General features: G+C 42.1%; 14 protein-coding genes, 5 tRNA genes and 2 pseudogenes. 16 read left to right on the top strand and 5 right to left on the bottom strand.

Annotated elements, in window-relative coordinates; all coding sequences use genetic code 11:
• Positions 1-34: 34 nt before the first annotated feature.
• A complete protein-coding gene (recN, locus tag FTU17_RS02040) occupies positions 35-1,696 on the bottom strand; it encodes a DNA repair protein RecN (RefSeq protein WP_180134587.1) in 1,662 nt (553 codons plus the stop codon).
• 599 nt (positions 1,697-2,295) lie between these two features.
• On the opposite strand from recN, the gene FTU17_RS02035 reads away from it, so the two are divergent.
• The 3 genes from FTU17_RS02035 to FTU17_RS02025 all read left to right on the top strand — a co-directional run bounded on the left by FTU17_RS02035 (position 2,296) and on the right by FTU17_RS02025 (position 4,483).
• Entirely contained in the window at positions 2,296-2,619 is a 324-nt protein-coding gene (locus FTU17_RS02035) for a pyrimidine/purine nucleoside phosphorylase (RefSeq protein WP_067763086.1), read from the top strand.
• A 176-nt stretch (positions 2,620-2,795) separates the two neighbouring features.
• Positions 2,796-3,554: a 23S rRNA (guanosine(2251)-2'-O)-methyltransferase RlmB gene (gene rlmB, locus FTU17_RS02030; RefSeq protein ID WP_180134586.1), complete on the top strand. Its 759-nt coding sequence runs from the start codon at positions 2,796-2,798 to the stop codon at positions 3,552-3,554.
• An 8-nt stretch (positions 3,555-3,562) separates the two neighbouring features.
• A complete protein-coding gene (locus FTU17_RS02025; RefSeq protein WP_372491165.1) occupies positions 3,563-4,483 on the top strand; it encodes a DMT family transporter in 921 nt (306 codons plus the stop codon).
• A 14-nt stretch (positions 4,484-4,497) separates the two neighbouring features.
• Here the strand turns inward: FTU17_RS02025 and coaE are convergent, their stop codons facing one another.
• The 4 genes and pseudogenes from coaE to pilB form a co-directional block, all read right to left on the bottom strand.
• Positions 4,498-5,100 (bottom strand): dephospho-CoA kinase, encoded by a 603-nt coding sequence (gene coaE, locus FTU17_RS02020; RefSeq protein ID WP_180134585.1) that lies wholly within the window; start codon positions 5,098-5,100, stop codon positions 4,498-4,500.
• 9 nt (positions 5,101-5,109) lie between these two features.
• On the bottom strand, positions 5,110-5,970 hold the full coding sequence (locus FTU17_RS02015) for an A24 family peptidase (protein WP_180134584.1): 861 nt from the start codon (positions 5,968-5,970) through the stop codon (positions 5,110-5,112).
• Complete coding sequence (locus tag FTU17_RS02010; RefSeq protein WP_180134583.1) at positions 5,970-7,196, bottom strand: type II secretion system F family protein; 1,227 nt, start codon at positions 7,194-7,196, stop codon at positions 5,970-5,972. The genes FTU17_RS02015 and FTU17_RS02010 overlap by 1 nt, the downstream gene beginning before the upstream one ends.
• 32 nt (positions 7,197-7,228) lie before the next feature.
• Positions 7,229-8,939 (bottom strand): annotated as a pseudogene (gene pilB, locus FTU17_RS02005) (type IV-A pilus assembly ATPase PilB).
• Between the two features lie 275 nt (positions 8,940-9,214).
• Here pilB and tpiA point away from each other — a divergent pair.
• The 13 genes and pseudogenes from tpiA to FTU17_RS01940 form a co-directional block, all read left to right on the top strand.
• A complete protein-coding gene (tpiA, locus tag FTU17_RS02000; RefSeq protein WP_180039974.1) occupies positions 9,215-10,006 on the top strand; it encodes a triose-phosphate isomerase in 792 nt (263 codons plus the stop codon).
• A 13-nt stretch (positions 10,007-10,019) separates the two neighbouring features.
• Positions 10,020-10,349 carry a preprotein translocase subunit SecG gene (secG, locus tag FTU17_RS01995; protein ID WP_078192560.1) on the top strand — a complete coding sequence of 110 codons (330 nt, stop codon included), beginning with the start codon at positions 10,020-10,022 and terminating at the stop codon, positions 10,347-10,349.
• Positions 10,350-10,401: 52 nt separating this feature from the next.
• Positions 10,402-10,486 (top strand) — tRNA-Leu (locus tag FTU17_RS01990).
• Between the two features lie 48 nt (positions 10,487-10,534).
• A tRNA-Met gene (locus tag FTU17_RS01985) sits at positions 10,535-10,611 on the top strand.
• A 73-nt stretch (positions 10,612-10,684) separates the two neighbouring features.
• Positions 10,685-10,761 (top strand) — tRNA-Met (locus FTU17_RS01980).
• 58 nt (positions 10,762-10,819) lie between these two features.
• Positions 10,820-10,896: transfer RNA gene (locus FTU17_RS01975), tRNA-Met, on the top strand.
• 90 nt (positions 10,897-10,986) lie between these two features.
• Positions 10,987-11,063, top strand: a tRNA-Met gene (locus tag FTU17_RS01970).
• A 216-nt stretch (positions 11,064-11,279) separates the two neighbouring features.
• Positions 11,280-11,804 (top strand): ribosome maturation factor RimP, encoded by a 525-nt coding sequence (rimP, locus tag FTU17_RS01965; RefSeq protein ID WP_078189416.1) that lies wholly within the window; start codon positions 11,280-11,282, stop codon positions 11,802-11,804.
• 35 nt (positions 11,805-11,839) lie between these two features.
• Entirely contained in the window at positions 11,840-13,324 is a 1,485-nt protein-coding gene (gene nusA, locus FTU17_RS01960) for a transcription termination factor NusA (protein WP_180039976.1), read from the top strand.
• A gap of 10 nt (positions 13,325-13,334) precedes the next feature.
• Complete coding sequence (gene infB, locus FTU17_RS01955; RefSeq protein WP_180008040.1) at positions 13,335-16,028, top strand: translation initiation factor IF-2; 2,694 nt, start codon at positions 13,335-13,337, stop codon at positions 16,026-16,028.
• Positions 16,028-16,435 carry a ribosome-binding factor A gene (locus tag FTU17_RS01950; protein WP_078189413.1) on the top strand — a complete coding sequence of 136 codons (408 nt, stop codon included), beginning with the start codon at positions 16,028-16,030 and terminating at the stop codon, positions 16,433-16,435. The genes infB and FTU17_RS01950 overlap by 1 nt, the downstream gene beginning before the upstream one ends.
• 168 nt (positions 16,436-16,603) lie before the next feature.
• The gene (locus FTU17_RS01945; RefSeq protein WP_180008039.1) at positions 16,604-17,269 is read left to right on the top strand and encodes a M48 family metallopeptidase; all 666 of its coding nucleotides are present in this window, start codon (positions 16,604-16,606) and stop codon (positions 17,267-17,269) included.
• Between the two features lie 74 nt (positions 17,270-17,343).
• Positions 17,344-17,507 (top strand): annotated as a pseudogene (locus FTU17_RS01940) (RNA-guided endonuclease TnpB family protein); the annotation flags it as partial.

Raw genomic sequence — 17,507 nt, 5'->3', positions numbered from 1 at the left:
TTTAATCCACAGGCTTTTTTGAAAACAATTAAAATTAACTATGTTGAAATTTTAATTGTCGTAATTGTTTTGCGTGTTGTAAGGTCGTTTGACTAATCTCCACCCCACCGGTCATTCGAGCCAGCTCTTGAATCCGATCATCTTCTTCTAATTCGATAATGGTACTGCTTGCAGGATCCGTTTGACGTTTTTTCACCAAAAGATGTTGGTCAGATTGAGCAGCGACTTGGGCTTGGTGAGTAATACATAAAATTTGAACATGCTGTGCCAAATCAGCCAACAAACGTCCGACAATTTCTGCCGTTCCGCCACTGATCCCGACATCAATTTCATCAAAGACTAAGACTTCGGATTCGGTTTTTTCAGCATTCATCACTTGCATGACTAAGGCGATACGTGACAATTCACCCCCCGATGCCACGCGTGCTAAAGGCTGAGCAGGAATCCCTTTGTTTGCGGTGAACAGGAGTTGAATAAAGCTTAAACCTTCACTTGAAGCTTGTTCTAGAAGTTCAAACTTAAATTCAAAATGTGCTTCTGGGAGCGCGAGCTGCTTCACTTGTTCAGTCAACTGCTTCGCCAATGGGATAGATGCTTCACGACGAATATCATCCAAATGCTGTGCTTTGGCTAAAAAGTCTTGATGAGACACTTCCACTTGTTCAGCTAAGGTTTCAGGATCTTCAAGTTGATGTAATTGCTCAAGCTCAAGTTGCCACGCATCATAATCATTTTTTAAATCTTCAGGCTGAGTACGATATTTACGCGCTAAACGATGGAAAACTTCGAGTTTAGTGTTTAATTCGTCCATACGTTCAGGATCGAAACTTTGACGATCAATAAACTGACGTAAATTTGCTGTCGCATCTTCAATTTCACTTTGAGCGTTCAGCAGCGACGTATAAATTTCAGAAAGTTGTTCACTACGTCCTGCATGTGATTCAATCCGACGAATGATCGCGCCCATTTCTTGATTGATATTTTGCTCGGCGTCATCGAGGGCATTTAGACCATAGCTACAATCTTGCATGATATGTTCATGATGACTGAGACGGTCAAATTCTTGCTCGATTTCTTTGTAGTCCGTTTGCACAACGTCTTCAAGTTCTTCCAATTGAAGTTCAAGCGTTTCTATCCGTTGCTTACGTGTGGCTTGGGCATCGAGCGCTGCTTGGTGCTGACGAATGTCCTTTTGCCATTTGCTATAGGCATCACGCACGGCTTGAGCAGGTTGATAAAAATTGTAATAGCGATCCAGCCAATGTTTTGGGTAGGGGGGTTCTAAAAGTTGTTGTTGGCTGTGTTGGCTATAGAGTTGAACCAATAAGCGGCCAATTTCTTTTAATTCGGATAAGCTGCTCGGACGTCCATTAATCCATGCCTTACTACGACCTGTTGCAAAAATCACGCGACGTAAATGGATTTCTCCAGACTCATCATCCAGCTCATGTTCTTTGAGCCACAGTGCTTCAGGACTGTGCTCTTGGTAGCTAAAGGTCGCTGTCACATCGGCTTTGTCTGATCCATAGCGCACATAGTTGGTGTCTGTTCGTTCACCTAAACATGCTGATAGTGCGTCTAGCAGCAAAGATTTACCAGCACCTGTTTCACCCGTCAGGACGTTAAAGCCTTGTTCAATGTCGATGGCTAAATGGTCGGCTAATGCAAAATTGATCAGAGTTAAATGTGTCAGCATAAACGCATCCGAGCTGCGAAAAGTTCTAGTTAAAGATAATTAAGTTTTGTTTTGGTCACAAGATAAGTTTTATTTTAAGATGACGAAAAACCTCATAATTCTATCCTAAATTTCAGTTTAATAAGAAATTAGTTTCGTATCTGCCGTAAGCACGCAGTGTAGTGATGCAAAGAGTAAATGATCTTGCATAACGTGAGCTTAAATCATCCAACATTTTGCTAAGTTCTCACAAAACACGTTTGTGTATGTATTCTTGTATCTAATCTAAAGTGTTATTGCCTTAAAACGTCATGATTTGGTCTCTTAAATCCGTCCATATAATTCATTATCCATGTATATCTGTGAAATGATTTTGCAGCGTTTCAATAGACCCTAACTAGGACTTTAGTGGATGAAATAAAAAAAGTATTTTGTACAAAAGTACAGTTTGTTTTAGATTCTCAATGTCAAGATAGTGAGATGGTATGGGGACATATCCACTTCTCAGATTTTTGTAATTATCTATCTCAAAGTTTTCAACACTGATTGATTAGTTTTTGCAGCACAATTAAACTACTTCGATCAAAATATTATAAATATGCTTTATCTGGAGAAAACGCATGTCAGCACAGTTTGATCATGTATCAGTCATCAAAAAATCAAATGTTTATTTTGGCGGTCTATGTATCAGCCACACTGTGCAATTTGAAGATGGAACCAAGAAAACACTGGGTGTGTTGCTTCCAACTGAACAAGCGCTGACTTTTGAAACCCATGTACCTGAACGTATGGAAATTATTTCAGGTGAATGTCGTGTTCAAATTGCTGATAGCGAAGAAAGCGAACTATTCCGTGCTGGTCAATCATTCTACGTGCCAGGTAATAGCCGTTTTAAAATTGAAACAGATGAAGTCTTGGATTATGTGTGCCACTTAGAAGGCTAATAATTCAATCAATTTAGGCACAGTTTTTTAACCTCAAATCGGTTAAACTATGTGTCATAGCATAAATCCTGTAAAGCTTGCTTTGCAGGATTTTTCTTTTTGATAACCTAAGCTGTGCGCTGGGTGATCATACCCTGTTTAAAAGTTTATCGAAGTTTGCAAATTAGAGGTCGTTCATGGCGAAACCGGAATATTATTATGGCGTTCATTCAGTGGAGTCATTACTGGAACTTGAGCCAGAACGCGTATTAACTTTATTTGCGTTAAAAGGACGTGATGATCAGCGTTTAAAACGTATTTTTGAGTTGGCAGAACCGTTTGGTGTCAGCATTCAAAAAGCTAGCCGTGATAGTTTGGAAAAACTTGCGGGACAACCGTTCCATCAAGGTGTGGTCGCGGCTGTACGCCCCCATCCAGTCTTAAACGAAAAAGATTTAGAGGCTTTATTACAAGCCAATCCCAATGCGTTGCTATTGGCTTTAGATCATATTACAGACCCACATAACCTTGGTGCATGTATCCGTACAGCGGCAGCTATGGGTGTTGAAGCCGTGATTGCACCGCGTGATCGTTCAGCGACACTTACTCCAACAGCCCGTAAAGTTGCTGCTGGTGGTGCTGAAAAAGTGAAGTTTATTCAGGTGACCAACTTGGCACGTACATTGGCTCAAATCAAAGAAGACTTTAATGTACGTGTGGTCGGTACTATGCTAGATGAAAAAGCTTTGCCGATTCAAAAATTTGACTTCACTGGTACGGGTGTATGTGTGGTGATGGGCGCTGAAGATATAGGTTTGCGTCCTATTACACAGGCGCAATGTGATCAAACTGTGTACATTCCAATGGCTGGTAACTTGCAAAGCTTAAATGTCAGTGTCGCAACCGGTATGGCATTGTATGAAGCATGTCGTCAACGTAACAATGAATTGAAATAGAAGTGATGATGTCTCCCCAAAAGCAAGGTTATTTATATGTTTTCATTACCATGTGTATTTGGGGCGGATTCACCTTAACAGCGCGTTTAAGCGCCAATTGGGGAATCAGTGCTTGGGATATCACGGCACTTCGGTTTGCTTTGGCATTTTGCATCTTAATGCCAATTTTGATTTATAAAAAAGATACGGCTTTTTTATGGAAGAAAGAGCCTTTTATCCTCGCCATGCTCGGCGGGGTGACCTATTGTTTAACAGCCTATAGCGCATTTCATTATGCTCCTGCGGCCCATGCTGCAATTTTCCTCAATGGTTGTATTCCCTTATGTACGGCCATAGCCGCGTTTCTGATCTTCAAACAGCCGATCGATAAGCATACGTGGATCAGTGTGGTGATTATGGTCTCTGCCATTAGCTTAATGAGCTATTTAATGTACGTCGAGACTGGTGTGGCATTTGGTTTAGGTGATTTGCTATTTTTTATCAGTGCCATTTGGTGGGGGATATTTACGGTATTGCTTAAGCAATGGAGGCTCTCTGCTTGGCATGCCATGGCGGGGGTTGCGGTTTGGTCTGCCGTGGTATTCGTACCTATTTATCTACTATTTTTCCCTAAACATTGGTCTGACCCAGAGCCATTGCAACTCATTGGACAAGTTATCTTTCACGGTATTTTTGTGGTGATTATTGCGACTTTAACGTATGTAGAGGCGATCAAGCGCTTGGGTGCATTTAAAGCCGGAAGTATCGTAACTTTGGCACCTTTTATTGCTGCAATTTTAGCGGTACCGCTGCTGAATGAACCATTAAGTTTTGCAATTGTGTGTGGATTGGTCGGGATGGGGATTGGAGCGATTCAACCGTGGAAATGGTTGGGACGAAAGGACAGTCTAGAGCAGCAACTCGAACAACAAAAAAAGCAGTCTGAGTAAGACTGCTTTTTTATTTAGCTTTTTTCAGCGTGCGCTAAGTACTTGAGATGCAACGGCCGAAGCTGTGCATAAAGATGATCTAAATGACCATCATTCAGCACGATATCATCTGCAATTTTTTGCTTTTCCTGACGCGACATTTGCACTTGAATGATTTTTTGGATTTGCTCGATATTTTGACCATCGCGCTGTGATGCACGCTGAATTTGCAATTGTTCTGTGGCATCAATAAGTAAGGTGTGATTGGTTAATTCATGTTGATTGGTTTCAAATAACAGCGGCGAAACCAAGATGACATAGGGGCTGGTGGCTTCATTTAACTGTTGGATAATGGACTGACGTATTGCAGGATGGGTAATGGCTTCAAGTGCTTGACGTGCTGTAGGATCTTTAAAGATATGTTCACGTAAAGCGCGTCGATTTAACTCACCATTTGCAAGTAAAAACCAATCACCAAATTGTTGCTGAATTTGATTCAGTGCAGATTGTCCCGGTTCGACAACCTCGCGTGCAACGATATCAGCATCGACGACTTGAATGCCTTGGAGTTCAAACCAATTGCTTGCAGCAGATTTACCGCTACCAATACCACCTGTTAAACCCAAGACAAATGTCATACAACGACCTTACTGACCCAAATAAATTTTCATAATTTGATCACCCCATAAAAAGGCGATCCATCCGGCGATGGCAATATAGGGACCAAATGCAAAAGGTTGGTTTTCTTTACGGACTTTGAGCAAAATAATGCCAATGATTGCACCCACCAGTGAAGAGAGTAATACAATCAGTGGAAGCAGGAAAGGGCCCATCCATGCACCCAAGGCAGCTAAAAGCTTAAAGTCACCATAGCCCATACCTTCTTTGCCAGTGATGATTTTAAATAAAAAGTAAACAATCCATAGGCATAAGAAGCCGATGATATATCCCCAAATGGCTGAGGTTGCAGAGGTATAAATGGCATAGCTATTCACGCCAAGCCCGAGTGCAGCCAAAGGAAGGGTATAACGGTCAGGTAAAAGTTGGGTGTCAAAGTCAATAAATGTTAAGGCAATCAAGACATAAGTCAGCACCAAACCAAACAGCATCTGGATGGTTGGACCAAAAACTGCAACAACAATCAGCGCACAGATCATGGTGAGTAATTCGATCAGTGGATAACGGCTACTGATTGGATTTTGGCAACTTCCACATTTTCCGCGTAAAACAATCCAACTGATAACCGGAATGTTTTGATACCAACGAATGGGCGTTTTGCATTTTGGGCAGGTTGAAGCAGGTGTGCTCAGTGTGATCTTTGTTTCGTCAATAATCGGTTGATCCGGATGTAAAAACAGTTGGCAATCCGTACGCCATTCTTGTTCCATCATCTTTGGTGTGCGGTAAATTACCACATTCAAAAAACTACCGATGCAAAGACTAAAAATCCCAACTGCGATATATAACGCAATTGGGGTATTAATTAAATATGTTATTAATTCTTGCATTAAACCACAGAACCCATTTGGAAGATTGGAAGATACATTGCAATCACAAGACCACCAACGAGGACACCTAGTACCGCCATAATCAAGGGTTCCATCATCGAAGTTAAGCCATCTACGGCATTATCCACTTCATTTTCATAATGCGTTGCCACTTTGTCCAGCATAGCATCCAAGGCACCGGATTCTTCACCAATAGCCACCATTTGAATCGCCATAGATGGGAATTTATCGGTGACACGCATAGCAAATTGCAGTTGTTGACCAGTCGCCACATCTTCACGAATTTTCATGACCGCTGTTTCATAGACCACGTTGTTGGTTGCACCTGCAGTTGATTCAAGCGCATCGATTAAGGGTACGCCCGCGGCGAATGTGGTTGCCAAGGTACGGCTATAGCGGGCAATAATTGCTTTATAAACCAAATCACCAAAAATCGGTGCTTTGAGTGCAGCTTTGTCTAAGAAGTCTCTGAAAGCTTTGCTACGTTTTTTTGCTTCCATGAAACCGGCAATCAAAGCGCCAATTCCAATGATGAGGAAGAACCAATATTTTTGCATCCATTCCGACATGTTGACCACCATTTTGGTAAAGGCAGGTAGGTCTGCACCAAATGATGAAAACAAGTCTTGGAATACGGGAACCACTTTCACCATCAAAATGATCGTCACAATAACAGCAACAACAATTACCGCAGCTGGGTATTTCATGGCTTTTTTAATTTTTTGCTTAAGCAATTCACTTTTTTCTTTGTAAATTGCAACACGGTCTAGCATGGTTTCAAGTGCACCCGACTGTTCACCTGATTCAACCAAGGAGCAAAAGAGGTTATCGAAATACTGCGGATATTTGCGCAGCGCACCGGCAAAAGTATTACCGCCTTCAACTTCACCTTTGATCCCCAAGACAACTTCACGCATGGCTGGGTTTTCTAGGCCTTCCGCCACGATTTCAAAACCCTGAACGAGCGGTACACCGGCTTTCATCATGGTTGCAAGTTGGCGCGTGAATACCGTGATATCCAAAGTGGATACTTTCTTTTTCATCAAGCCTTCGAGAATATTTTTACGTTTTTCTCGAATGGTTTTAATGGTAATGCCTTGCTTACGTAAAGTGACTTTGGCTAAAGCCATATTACGTGAAGGCAACTCTCCTTTAATTTTCGCCCCTTTGCGATCCACGCCTTCATAACTGAAGGTTGGCATCATCTGCGCTTTTTTTACAGCCATGAATTTATCCTTATTTTTAAATACTAATTCACTTACTCACTGGTCACACGATTGACTTCTTGAAGTGAAGTCACCCCCTGCATGACCTTAATTAAGCCTGAACGGCGTAAATTGTTAAAACCTGCTTGATTTGAAGCTTCGGCAATTTGTAAGGCATTGCCATCTTCCATAATAATTCTTGAAATTTCAGGGGTCACTTTCATGACTTCGTAAATACCCACACGACCTTTATAGCCTTCGCGGCATTCGGCACAACCGACAGGTTGGTATATTTGAAATTCTGGTGTATTTAAATCATCTTCGGTAAAACCAAGTTCCAATAGACTTTGTTTTGGTACGTCTACTGTTTCTTTACATTGTGAACATAGGCGACGTGCAAGTCGCTGCGCAATGACAAGGTTTACGGATGTCGCGATGTTAAATGAAGGCACGCCCATATTGCGTAAGCGTGTCAGTGTTTCAGGCGCACTATTGGTATTGTAGTGTAGACATCACCATGTGACCCGTTTGAGCCGCTTTAATGGCAATTTCAGCCGTTTCTAAATCTCGAATCTCACCGACCATCACAATATCGGGGTCTTGACGTAAGAATGATTTTAAGGCTGCGGAGAAGGTGAGGCCGACTTTATTATTTACGTTGACCTGATTGATCCCTTCTAAGTTAATTTCCACAGGGTCTTCGGCCGTTGAAATGTTGGTATCTTCACGGTTGAGAATGTTTAAACCTGTATATAAAGATACGGTTTTACCGGAACCCGTTGGGCCAGTAATGAGCAGCATGCCTTGCGGTTTTTCTAAAGCCTGCATGAACAGTTCTTTTTGATCCGGTTCATAACCCAATGCATCAATCCCTAACATCGCACTAGAAGGGTCAAGGATACGTAGAACAAGTTTTTCACCAAATAAGGTCGGTAAAGAGTTCACACGGAAGTCGATAGCTTTGTTCTTTGACAGCTTTAACTTGATACGACCGTCTTGAGGTATACGTTTTTCCGAGATGTCCATTTGTGACATGACTTTTAAACGTGAAGCAAGTCGAGTCGCGGGCTGCAAGGGCGGATTAGTAATTGTTCTTAACACGCCATCGACACGGTAGCGGACGCGGTAAGACTTTTCATAGGGTTCGAAATGTAAGTCAGATGCACCCATGCGAATTGCGTCGACCAGCAGTTTATTGATGTACTTAACAATCGGCGCTTCATCACCCGTTGCCTCATCTTCATCTTCTTGAGATGGATCGGGTGTTTCACTATCTAAATCAAGATCAAAGTCATCATCAAAGTCAAAAGTACTTTCTTCAGCAAAGTTCTGTTCAATTAACTTTTCAAGTTTGTCATGTTCAACAATAATTGTTTCGGTATTCAGCTTACTACCAAATCGAATGGCGTCTACAGCTTCAATATTGGTGGGATTACTGATCGCAACGAATAACAAATTGCCATGTTTAAAAATGGGCAAAATACGATGCTTGGTAATTAACTTATCTTCAAATTCATCACGAATAATTAAGGAGGTGTCATAAGTTGAAATATCAAAAACCGGTTCACCGAACTCTATCGAGATGGTTTCTGCAATCAGGCGTGCTGAAAGTTGATATTCCTGAATCAAATGCGGCACGATATCTTGATGAGCCTTTTTTGAATTTTGCAGCGCTGTTTGCATTTTTTCGGCAGACAGATGCCCTTCGTCAACTAAGCGACGAATAAACCCCGTAAATCTTGAAGAACCTTGAACTGCTGTCATGCTTTTACTTGCCTATGCTTCAGTTTGTTTATAATTGGTATAGCAAAATTATACTTTTGTTGCACAAAAATACCATATCTTAAAGTGTTGTCACTAGCTAAGAATTGGTAAAAAGCATGAACCAGTCCTTAAATCTGCTTAATTTTTTTACAGAAAAGTGAAGATCTTGGAATGACTAGAGTCATTCGAATACGCAAATGTGTTGAAATTTATCTTCAAAATTATGAATTACGTGTAGAATGTGCCCGATTTCATCTTTGTCATGTGGGATAAATATGTCGGGTTCGACGATTACGCCTTGGGTAGTGGGTAACTGGAAAATGAACCCATTGCAAGCCGATGCTGGCGCACTTCTTAAGAATTTTAAGCAATTATTAAATGAACAAAATATTGCTGAAGCGGCATGCCATATTGGGGTTGCACCAACAGCTATTGCTCTGACCACGGTGCAAAATGAATTAGCACAAGCTAGCCGTAACATCATGACTGTTGCACAAGACGTTTCTCGCGTTGCAGGTACAGGTGCATATACGGGTGAGCTCAGTGCTGAGCTATTAAAAGATTATGGTGTTGAATTTGTACTGATTGGTCATTCAGAACGCCGTGAAATATTCGCTGATCAACCGCATATCATTAATGAAAAAGTAAAAAATGCATTAAACGCAGGTTTGACTGTGATTTATTGTGTGGGTGAAAGCTTAGAACAACGTGAAAGCGGTCAAGCAGAACAGGTTGTGTTACAACAAATATGTGATATCGCTGCTGTCGTACAAGCAGAGCAGTGGAAACAAATTGTGGTGGCTTATGAGCCAATTTGGGCCATTGGTACAGGTAAAACAGCGTCACCTGAAGATGCACAAGCGATGCATGCTAAAATTCGTGAAGGTTTAAGCCAAATCACCCCAATGGGACTTCATACTGCGATTCTTTATGGTGGTAGTGTAAAACCTGAAAATGCAGTAGAGTTGGCAGCCTGTCCGGATATCAATGGTGCGCTGGTCGGTGGTGCATCATTAAATGCAGAGTCGTTTTATAAAATTGCTCAAGCATTTGCAAATACAAAATAATTAGGAGTTCAGCATGCATACGTTTGTGCTGGTGGTACATATTATCTTAGCGATTTTAATGATCGTGCTGATTTTAGTTCAGCATGGTAAAGGCGCAGATGCGGGTGCATCTTTTGGTGGCGGCGGTGCTGCAACTGTATTTGGTGCATCGGGTTCGGGTAACTTTATGACCCGTTTGACTGCGATTTTAACGGCTTTGTTCTTCGTTACGAGCTTGACACTTGCTGTGTTTGCAAAGAAACAAACGACAGATGCTTATAGTCTGAATGCAATTTCTTCAGTACCGACTGCGCCTGCAAAATCGGCTGAAACTTCGCCAACTGCACCAAAAAGCGCTGAATAATTTATTTAGCGCTTTCTTTTTTGACGTGTTGCGACTAGAATGCGTCACAGCTGCGGTGGTGGTGGAATTGGTAGACACGCTACCTTGAGGTGGTAGTGCTTTCGGGCGTGGGGGTTCAAGTCCCCCCTTCCGCACCAACTTATAATCCAGAACATAAGTTGGTGTATGCAGCAAAACTCTGTTGATGCGGGATGGAGCAGTCTGGTAGCTCGTCGGGCTCATAACCCGAAGGTCGTTGGTTCAAATCCAGCTCCCGCTACCAATCAATTCTATTTTTAAGATGCAAACTTTTAAATGGACAGCTTTTAAAGCTGAGAGAATTATTTGCATATTGATGCGGGGTGGAGCAGTCTGGTAGCTCGTCGGGCTCATAACCCGAAGGTCGTTGGTTCAAATCCAGCCCCCGCTACCAATCTTATATAGCGCACAATCTATATAAGCAGTTTATCTGAAAGTTATTGTGATGTTGATGCGGGATGGAGCAGTCTGGTAGCTCGTCGGGCTCATAACCCGAAGGTCGTTGGTTCAAATCCAGCTCCCGCTACCAATCCTCTGAGATGCAACTCAGTGGGGCAATTCTTCAGGTTGTTTTAGATTGAAAATGACCAAGAAATTGTATATAATTTTTGCATGTTGATGCGGGATGGAGCAGTCTGGTAGCTCGTCGGGCTCATAACCCGAAGGTCGTTGGTTCAAATCCAGCTCCCGCTACCAAGTTTCTAAAAGAGGCTCACAACTAGGTGGGCCTTTTTGCACAGTGGACTATGGTTTTCTGTGTAATAATGGGGCGATTTACGCCCTTTTTTATTGGCTATCGTGTAGTGTCGACAGTATTTTGGTCAAACCGTCATGTTTCACTACTACTATAGTTTTGCATTGGTCTGTAGTGGTCATTTCGACCATCGAATCGCACAAATTTGACGAGAGTAAATGAAGCTATCAAATAAAACTCAAGCACTTCAGGACTTAATTGCCCCAGCGGTGCAAGCATGTGATGTAGAACTTTGGGGGATCGATTTCCAACCTCAAGGTAAGCGTTCACTGTTACGTATTTATATCGACCGTGAAGTTGATGAAAATGCAGAACCTGTCATCAATGAAGATGGCGAAGTTGAGCAAGGCCGTGGTATCGGCGTGCAGGACTGTGTTCGTGTCACTCAGCAAGTGGGTGCGATGTTGGATGTACATGATCCAATTTCAGGCGAATATGCATTGGAAGTGTCATCTCCAGGTTGGGATCGTCAGTTCTTTAAATTGGAACAAATGACAGCATACATTGGTCAGCAAGTCGCTTTGCGTTTGATCAGTGCTGTGGATAATCGTCGTAAATTCCAAGCCAAACTTGTAAGCGTAGACCTTGAAAGCGAAATGATTCAGGTTGAAGTTGAAAAGCAACAAGTGTTGGATATTGACAGCCACAATATTGATAAAGCAAATCTGGTTTTCCAAGATTAATTTAATAAATAAGAATCTGAACGAATAGGTGACTTATGGCTCGTGAAATTCTTACCGTAGTAGAAACGGTTAGTAACGAAAAAGGTGTAAGTCGTGATGCAATTTTTGAAGCGCTTGAACAAGCTTTAGTTGCAGCGACTAAGAAGAAATTCTACGAGGGAACTCACTCGGAAGAAGCTCGTCTACGTGTAGAAATCGACCGTCGTACTGGTGATTACCGTACTTTCCGTCAATGGGAAGTGGTTGCCGACGAAGATCACGAAATGCCAGCATGCCAAGATGCGATCTCTGATGTAGATCCTGCAAAATGGGCAATTGGTGATATTCGTGAACTTGAAGTTGAATCGATTGATTTCGGTCGTATTGCGGCACAAATTGCGAAACAAGTGATTGTTCAAAAAATTCGTGAAGCAGAACGTGCATTAATTGCAGATGCTTACGAGTCTAAAGTTGGTGAACTCATCTACGGTGAAGTGAAAAAACAAACCAAAGATGGCTTTATCATTGACTTAGGTGACAATGCAGAAGCATATCTTGCGCGTGAAGAAATGATCGCTAAAGAAATTCTACGTCCTAAACAACGTGTAAACGCGATTTTGTTTAATGTGAACCGTGAAGGCCGTGGTGCTCAGTTATTACTTTCTCGTTCTAAACCAGAAATGCTCATCGCATTGATGAAGAAAGAAATTCCTGAAATTGCTGAAGAAATCATTGAGATTAAGGCAGCTGCACGCCAACCTGGCGTTCGTGCTAAAATCGCTGTGAAAACAAACGATCACCGTATTGATCCTGTAGGTGCATGTATTGGTATGCGTGGTACACGTATCCAAGCGGTTCAGTCAGAGTTAAATGGTGAGCGTATTGATGTAGTCGTTTGGTCGGATGACGCGGCACAGTACATTGCAAGTGCTTTAGAGCCTGCTGATGTATCAGGTATCGTGATTGATGAAGAAGAACGTACTGCAGATATTATTTTTGCAACGAGTGATCAGTTAGCGCGTGCAATTGGCTCTCAAGGTCAAAACGTACGTTTAGCATCTGAATTGACTGGTTACAAGCTCAATATGATGCTTGAAGAAGAATATCACGCACGCCAACAAAACGAAGCGCAACAATATTTAGATATGTTTGTTACACGTCTAGATATTGATGAAGACTTAGCGATGGCGTTGGTTGAAATGGGCTTCACATCATTAGAAGAAATCGCGTATGTTCCTGCGGAAACATTCGATGAGATCGAACTTGATGCTGAAACTGTTGAAATGCTACAAGGTCGTGCAAAAGAAGTTGCATTGGCTGATGCATTGAAACAACAAGAGAACATCCAAGAGCCAAGCGAAGAGCTTGCTGCAATGGAAGGCGTGACTAAAGAAATCGCGTATGCGCTTGCCGCTCGCGGTGTGGTAACTGTAGATGATCTTGCAGATCAAGCCACTGACGATATCTCTGATATTGAAGGTTTAGGTGTTGAAAAAGCAGGTCAACTTATTATGAAAGCGCGCGAATCATGGTTTAACTAGGAGGTAATATATGACGGACAAGTCGATTAAGGAGTTAGCTCTCAGCGTGGGTCGTCCAGTTGAGAAGCTGCTGGAACAGGTTCGTGATGCAGGTTTAACACAAACTAAACCTGAAGATATTATCTCCACTGAACAACAAAATGCCCTCGTTAACCATTTGAAAAAAGTTCATGGTCAGGATGCGGGCAATGCAGGACAAATCACGTTGAAACGTAAAACTACCAGTACTGCTAAAGTGGCGAGTACATCGGGCAAGGCAAAAACGATTAATGTAGAAGTTCGTAAGAAACATACATTTGTTAAACCGGATCCTGAGCAAATTAAAGCTGAAGCATTAGCGAAAGCACAAGCTGACCAACAAGCACGTAAACAGGAACCTAAGGTTGAAGCGAAAGCTGAAGAACCGAAGCAACAACCAGTATCTAAAGCGAAACAAGCTTTAGAAGCAATGCGTGCTGCTGCGAAGCAAGAACATGCGAAGCAAGAAACACCGAAAGCTGCGGTTGTTGTAAAACGTAAGTCAAACAACAAGCCAATTACAAAACCTGTTGAAACTCTAGAACAGAAAAAAGCACGTGAAGCTCAAGCAGCACAATTGAAAGCTGTAGAAGAAGCGGCGCGTCGTAAAGCCGCTGAAGAAGCGCAACAACGTACGCTTGAGCAAATGCGTCAAATGGCGTCTAAGTATTCTAACGAAGACACTACTGCGACCATTCGTGTTGTAGATGATTCTCCGCTTGCTGCCGGCCTTGTAGGTCAGGCATATGAAGATTCATTTGCGAAAGAAGACCGTGAAATTAAACGTGGTACCAATACCAACAATTCACGTTCACCTAAAAAAGGTGGTCGTCGTGGTGAAGAGCAATCTTTCCGTGATAACTCACATAAACGTGGTTTAAAAACAAGTCAAGCGAACAAGCATGGCTTTGAAAAACCAGTTAAAAAACAAGTTTATGATGTTGAAATTGGTGAAACAATTGTTGTTGCTGACTTGGCTGCGAAAATGGCGGTTAAAGTTCGCGAAGTTATCAAATCACTCATGAAAATGGGCGAATTGGTTACTCAAAACCAAGCGATTGATCAAGAAATCGCAGTACTTGTTGTTGAAGAAATGGGTCACAATCCAGTACTTGTTTCGGATACACAAGCAGAAGACAACTTACTTGAAGCAGCTGAAGAAGCGCGTGGTGTCCAAACCACTCGTCCGCCAGTTGTGACAATTATGGGTCACGTTGACCATGGTAAAACATCACTTCTTGACCGTATTCGTCGCTCTAAAGTGGCTGCAGGTGAAGCAGGTGGTATCACACAGCATATTGGTGCTTACCATGTGAAAACTGAAAAAGGTATTATTACTTTCTTAGATACACCGGGACACGCAGCATTTACTGCAATGCGTTCACGTGGTGCGAAATCTACAGATATCGTAGTGTTGGTTGTTGCAGCAGATGATGGTGTTATGCCACAAACTGCTGAAGCGATTGACCATGCACGTGCAGCAGGTACGCCAATTATTGTTGCTATCAACAAAATGGATAAAGAGTCTGCTGATCCAGATCGCGTATTGAATGAGTTGACGACGAAAGAAATCGTACCTGAGCAATGGGGCGGTGACGTTCCAGTGGCAATGGTTTCTGCGCACAGCGGTGCAGGTATCGACGAACTTCTTGACTTGATCTCAATTCAAGCCGAACTTCTTGAGCTTAAAGCATCTGAAGAGGGTGCGGCACAAGGTGTTGTAATTGAAGCACGTGTAGACAAAGGACGTGGTGCGGTAACATCGATTCTTGTTCAAAACGGTACATTGAAAGTGGGTGACCTTGTTCTTGCAGGTTCGTCATACGGTCGTGTACGTGCAATGACAGATGAAAATGGTCAACGTATTAAATCTGCTGGTCCTTCGATTCCTGTGGAAATCTTGGGTCTACCAGAAGCGCCAATGGCGGGTGATGAAGTTCTTGTTGTAAATGACGAGAAAAAAGCACGTGAAGTTGCTGATGCGCGTATGGATCGTGAACGTCAAAAACGTCTTGAGCGTCAATCTGCGATGCGTCTTGAAAATATCATGGCGTCTATGGGCAAGAAAGATGTGCCTATTGTCAACGTGGTATTGAAAACAGACGTACGTGGTACTTTGGAAGCATTACACGTTGCACTTGCTGAACTTGCAACTGATGAAGTGAAAGTACGTATTATTGGTTCAGGTGTTGGTGCGATCACTGAGTCTGACGTAACACTTGCTGAATCATCAGAAGCGGTTCTTCTCGGCTTTAACGTACGTGCTGATAATACTGCACGTCAAAAAGCTGATGCTGATGGTATCGACATTCGTTACTACTCGATCATCTATCAATTAATTGATGATGTGAAAGATGCGATGAGCGGTAAATTAGCGCCTGAACACCGTGAAACAATTCTTGGTGTTGCTGAAGTACGTGAAGTGTTCCACTCAAGTAAATTCGGTGCTGCTGCAGGTTGTATGGTACTTGAAGGTACATTACACCGTAATAAACCGATTCGCGTATTACGTGATGACGTGGTGGTATTCCAAGGTGAGCTTGAATCTCTTCGTCGCTACAAAGATGTGGTTGAAGAAGTTCGTGCCGGTATGGAATGTGGTCTTGCGGTGAAAGGCTATAAAGACATCAAAGCACAAGATAAGATTGAAGTGTACGATGTTCAATTGATTAAACGGAGTCTTTAATGGCGGGTAGTCAACGTCTGAAGCGTATGGCGGATACAGTACAACGTGAGTTGTCAGAACTGATCCGTCAGGAGCTGAAAGATCCACGCTTAGGTGGTCTTGTGACCATCTCTGCCGTGAAGGTGAGCCCAGACTTAGGATATGCCGAAGTTTATGTGACTGTAATGGGTCGTGAGCTAGGCGATGAGCAAAGTGAAGCCGCAAATAAAGAAACTTTAGATGTCTTGAATAAAGCATCTGGTTTCTTGCGTCATGAACTGAGCCGTCGTATCAAAACACGTATTACGCCACGTTTGCGTTTCCATTACGACAAAACAAATGCTTATGGCAACTATATGTTTGGTCTAATTGCGGAAGCGGTCAAGGACTTACCTCCTACTGACGAAGCAAAAAAAGATGATGAATAATTCAGTTCGCTGAATGAAAAAAGCCACCTTCGGGTGGCTTTTTTATGTTTGAATGGTCATTATTTAAAAATACCCAATAACACACAGAATTATAACTAGATGATAAAACTAAGCTTGAAAATGACATTGGATAGTCCAGTCTATACACACAATATAATAAAAAAAATCATGCTATTGAGCAGCATATTACTCATCACTATGCCAAGTTGGGCATGTTTAAATACCTATGTAGAAGATTTTTATACATCTGATTCAGAAAAAGAAAATCAACACGAAGAACATCATGACGAAAAATTGAAGAACTTTGTCTCAAGGCATCCTAGCCCAATAGACTATCAGGCAGAAAATGATTATGCCGTACATCAGATCTACGCAGGCCGTTACGATTTAGCCATTAAGGTTTTACGTGCAATTGAAAATGAGCATCCAGGTTTACCGAAGACGGCAGTGAATTTAGGCACAGCTTATGAGTTGATCGGCAATATTTCACTAGCCAAAAAATGGATTGCTGAAGGTATGAAGCGTGATCCATCGATTCATCTTGGCAGTGAATGGATTCATCTGAATATTTTAACAGCCAAAGAAAAACGTGCGACGGCAAAATATTTTCATGAATTTCCATTGTTGAATGTACATTATGGAACAGGTTATGTACCTGATGCGCACTGGAAGAATCAGCGAAAACTCACAACAGCAGAATATGATGCTATACGAGAGCAGGCCAGTTTACAGATTAATGAGCGGAAAAATTTTGTTTCAAGACAGAATGCCGTGATGGCACAGCTGTTTTATCAAATGGAGCGTAAAACTCAGTCCTTCAGGTCAGAGATATAAGCGACACGACATGAAGTGTCGTTTGATTTAACTAAGGACTATTTTCCTTGAGTTTTGATTGTTAATATAAGTACATGAAAACCCTTAAATTACGTATAAAAGACAAACATCGCAAGGTGTTAGACCAACTAGCATCAGAAGTGAACTTCGTCTGGAATTATGTCAATGATTTAGGGTTTAGGCATTTGAAGCGGAAAGGTGAATTTCTCTCTGCTTTTGATATTGCCAAATATACGAA

Source organism: Acinetobacter sp. YH12070 (genome assembly GCF_013419625.1).
GTDB lineage: Bacteria > Pseudomonadota > Gammaproteobacteria > Pseudomonadales > Moraxellaceae > Acinetobacter > Acinetobacter amyesii.
This window is presented reverse-complemented; position numbering and strand designations above follow the sequence as displayed.

Excerpts from the sequence above, each read along its gene's own strand:
- recN (WP_180134587.1), bottom strand. The coding sequence starts at position 1,696 with ATGCTGACACATTTAACTCTGATCAATTTTGCATTAGCCGACCATTTA.
- FTU17_RS02035 (WP_067763086.1), top strand. The coding sequence starts at position 2,296 with ATGTCAGCACAGTTTGATCATGTATCAGTCATCAAAAAATCAAATGTT.
- rlmB (WP_180134586.1), top strand. The coding sequence starts at position 2,796 with ATGGCGAAACCGGAATATTATTATGGCGTTCATTCAGTGGAGTCATTA.
- FTU17_RS02025 (WP_372491165.1), top strand. The coding sequence starts at position 3,563 with ATGTCTCCCCAAAAGCAAGGTTATTTATATGTTTTCATTACCATGTGT.
- coaE (WP_180134585.1), bottom strand. The coding sequence starts at position 5,100 with ATGACATTTGTCTTGGGTTTAACAGGTGGTATTGGTAGCGGTAAATCT.
- FTU17_RS02015 (WP_180134584.1), bottom strand. The coding sequence starts at position 5,970 with ATGCAAGAATTAATAACATATTTAATTAATACCCCAATTGCGTTATAT.
- FTU17_RS02010 (WP_180134583.1), bottom strand. The coding sequence starts at position 7,196 with ATGGCTGTAAAAAAAGCGCAGATGATGCCAACCTTCAGTTATGAAGGC.
- tpiA (WP_180039974.1), top strand. The coding sequence starts at position 9,215 with ATGTCGGGTTCGACGATTACGCCTTGGGTAGTGGGTAACTGGAAAATG.
- secG (WP_078192560.1), top strand. The coding sequence starts at position 10,020 with ATGCATACGTTTGTGCTGGTGGTACATATTATCTTAGCGATTTTAATG.
- rimP (WP_078189416.1), top strand. The coding sequence starts at position 11,280 with ATGAAGCTATCAAATAAAACTCAAGCACTTCAGGACTTAATTGCCCCA.
- nusA (WP_180039976.1), top strand. The coding sequence starts at position 11,840 with ATGGCTCGTGAAATTCTTACCGTAGTAGAAACGGTTAGTAACGAAAAA.
- infB (WP_180008040.1), top strand. The coding sequence starts at position 13,335 with ATGACGGACAAGTCGATTAAGGAGTTAGCTCTCAGCGTGGGTCGTCCA.
- FTU17_RS01950 (WP_078189413.1), top strand. The coding sequence starts at position 16,028 with ATGGCGGGTAGTCAACGTCTGAAGCGTATGGCGGATACAGTACAACGT.
- FTU17_RS01945 (WP_180008039.1), top strand. The coding sequence starts at position 16,604 with ATGCTATTGAGCAGCATATTACTCATCACTATGCCAAGTTGGGCATGT.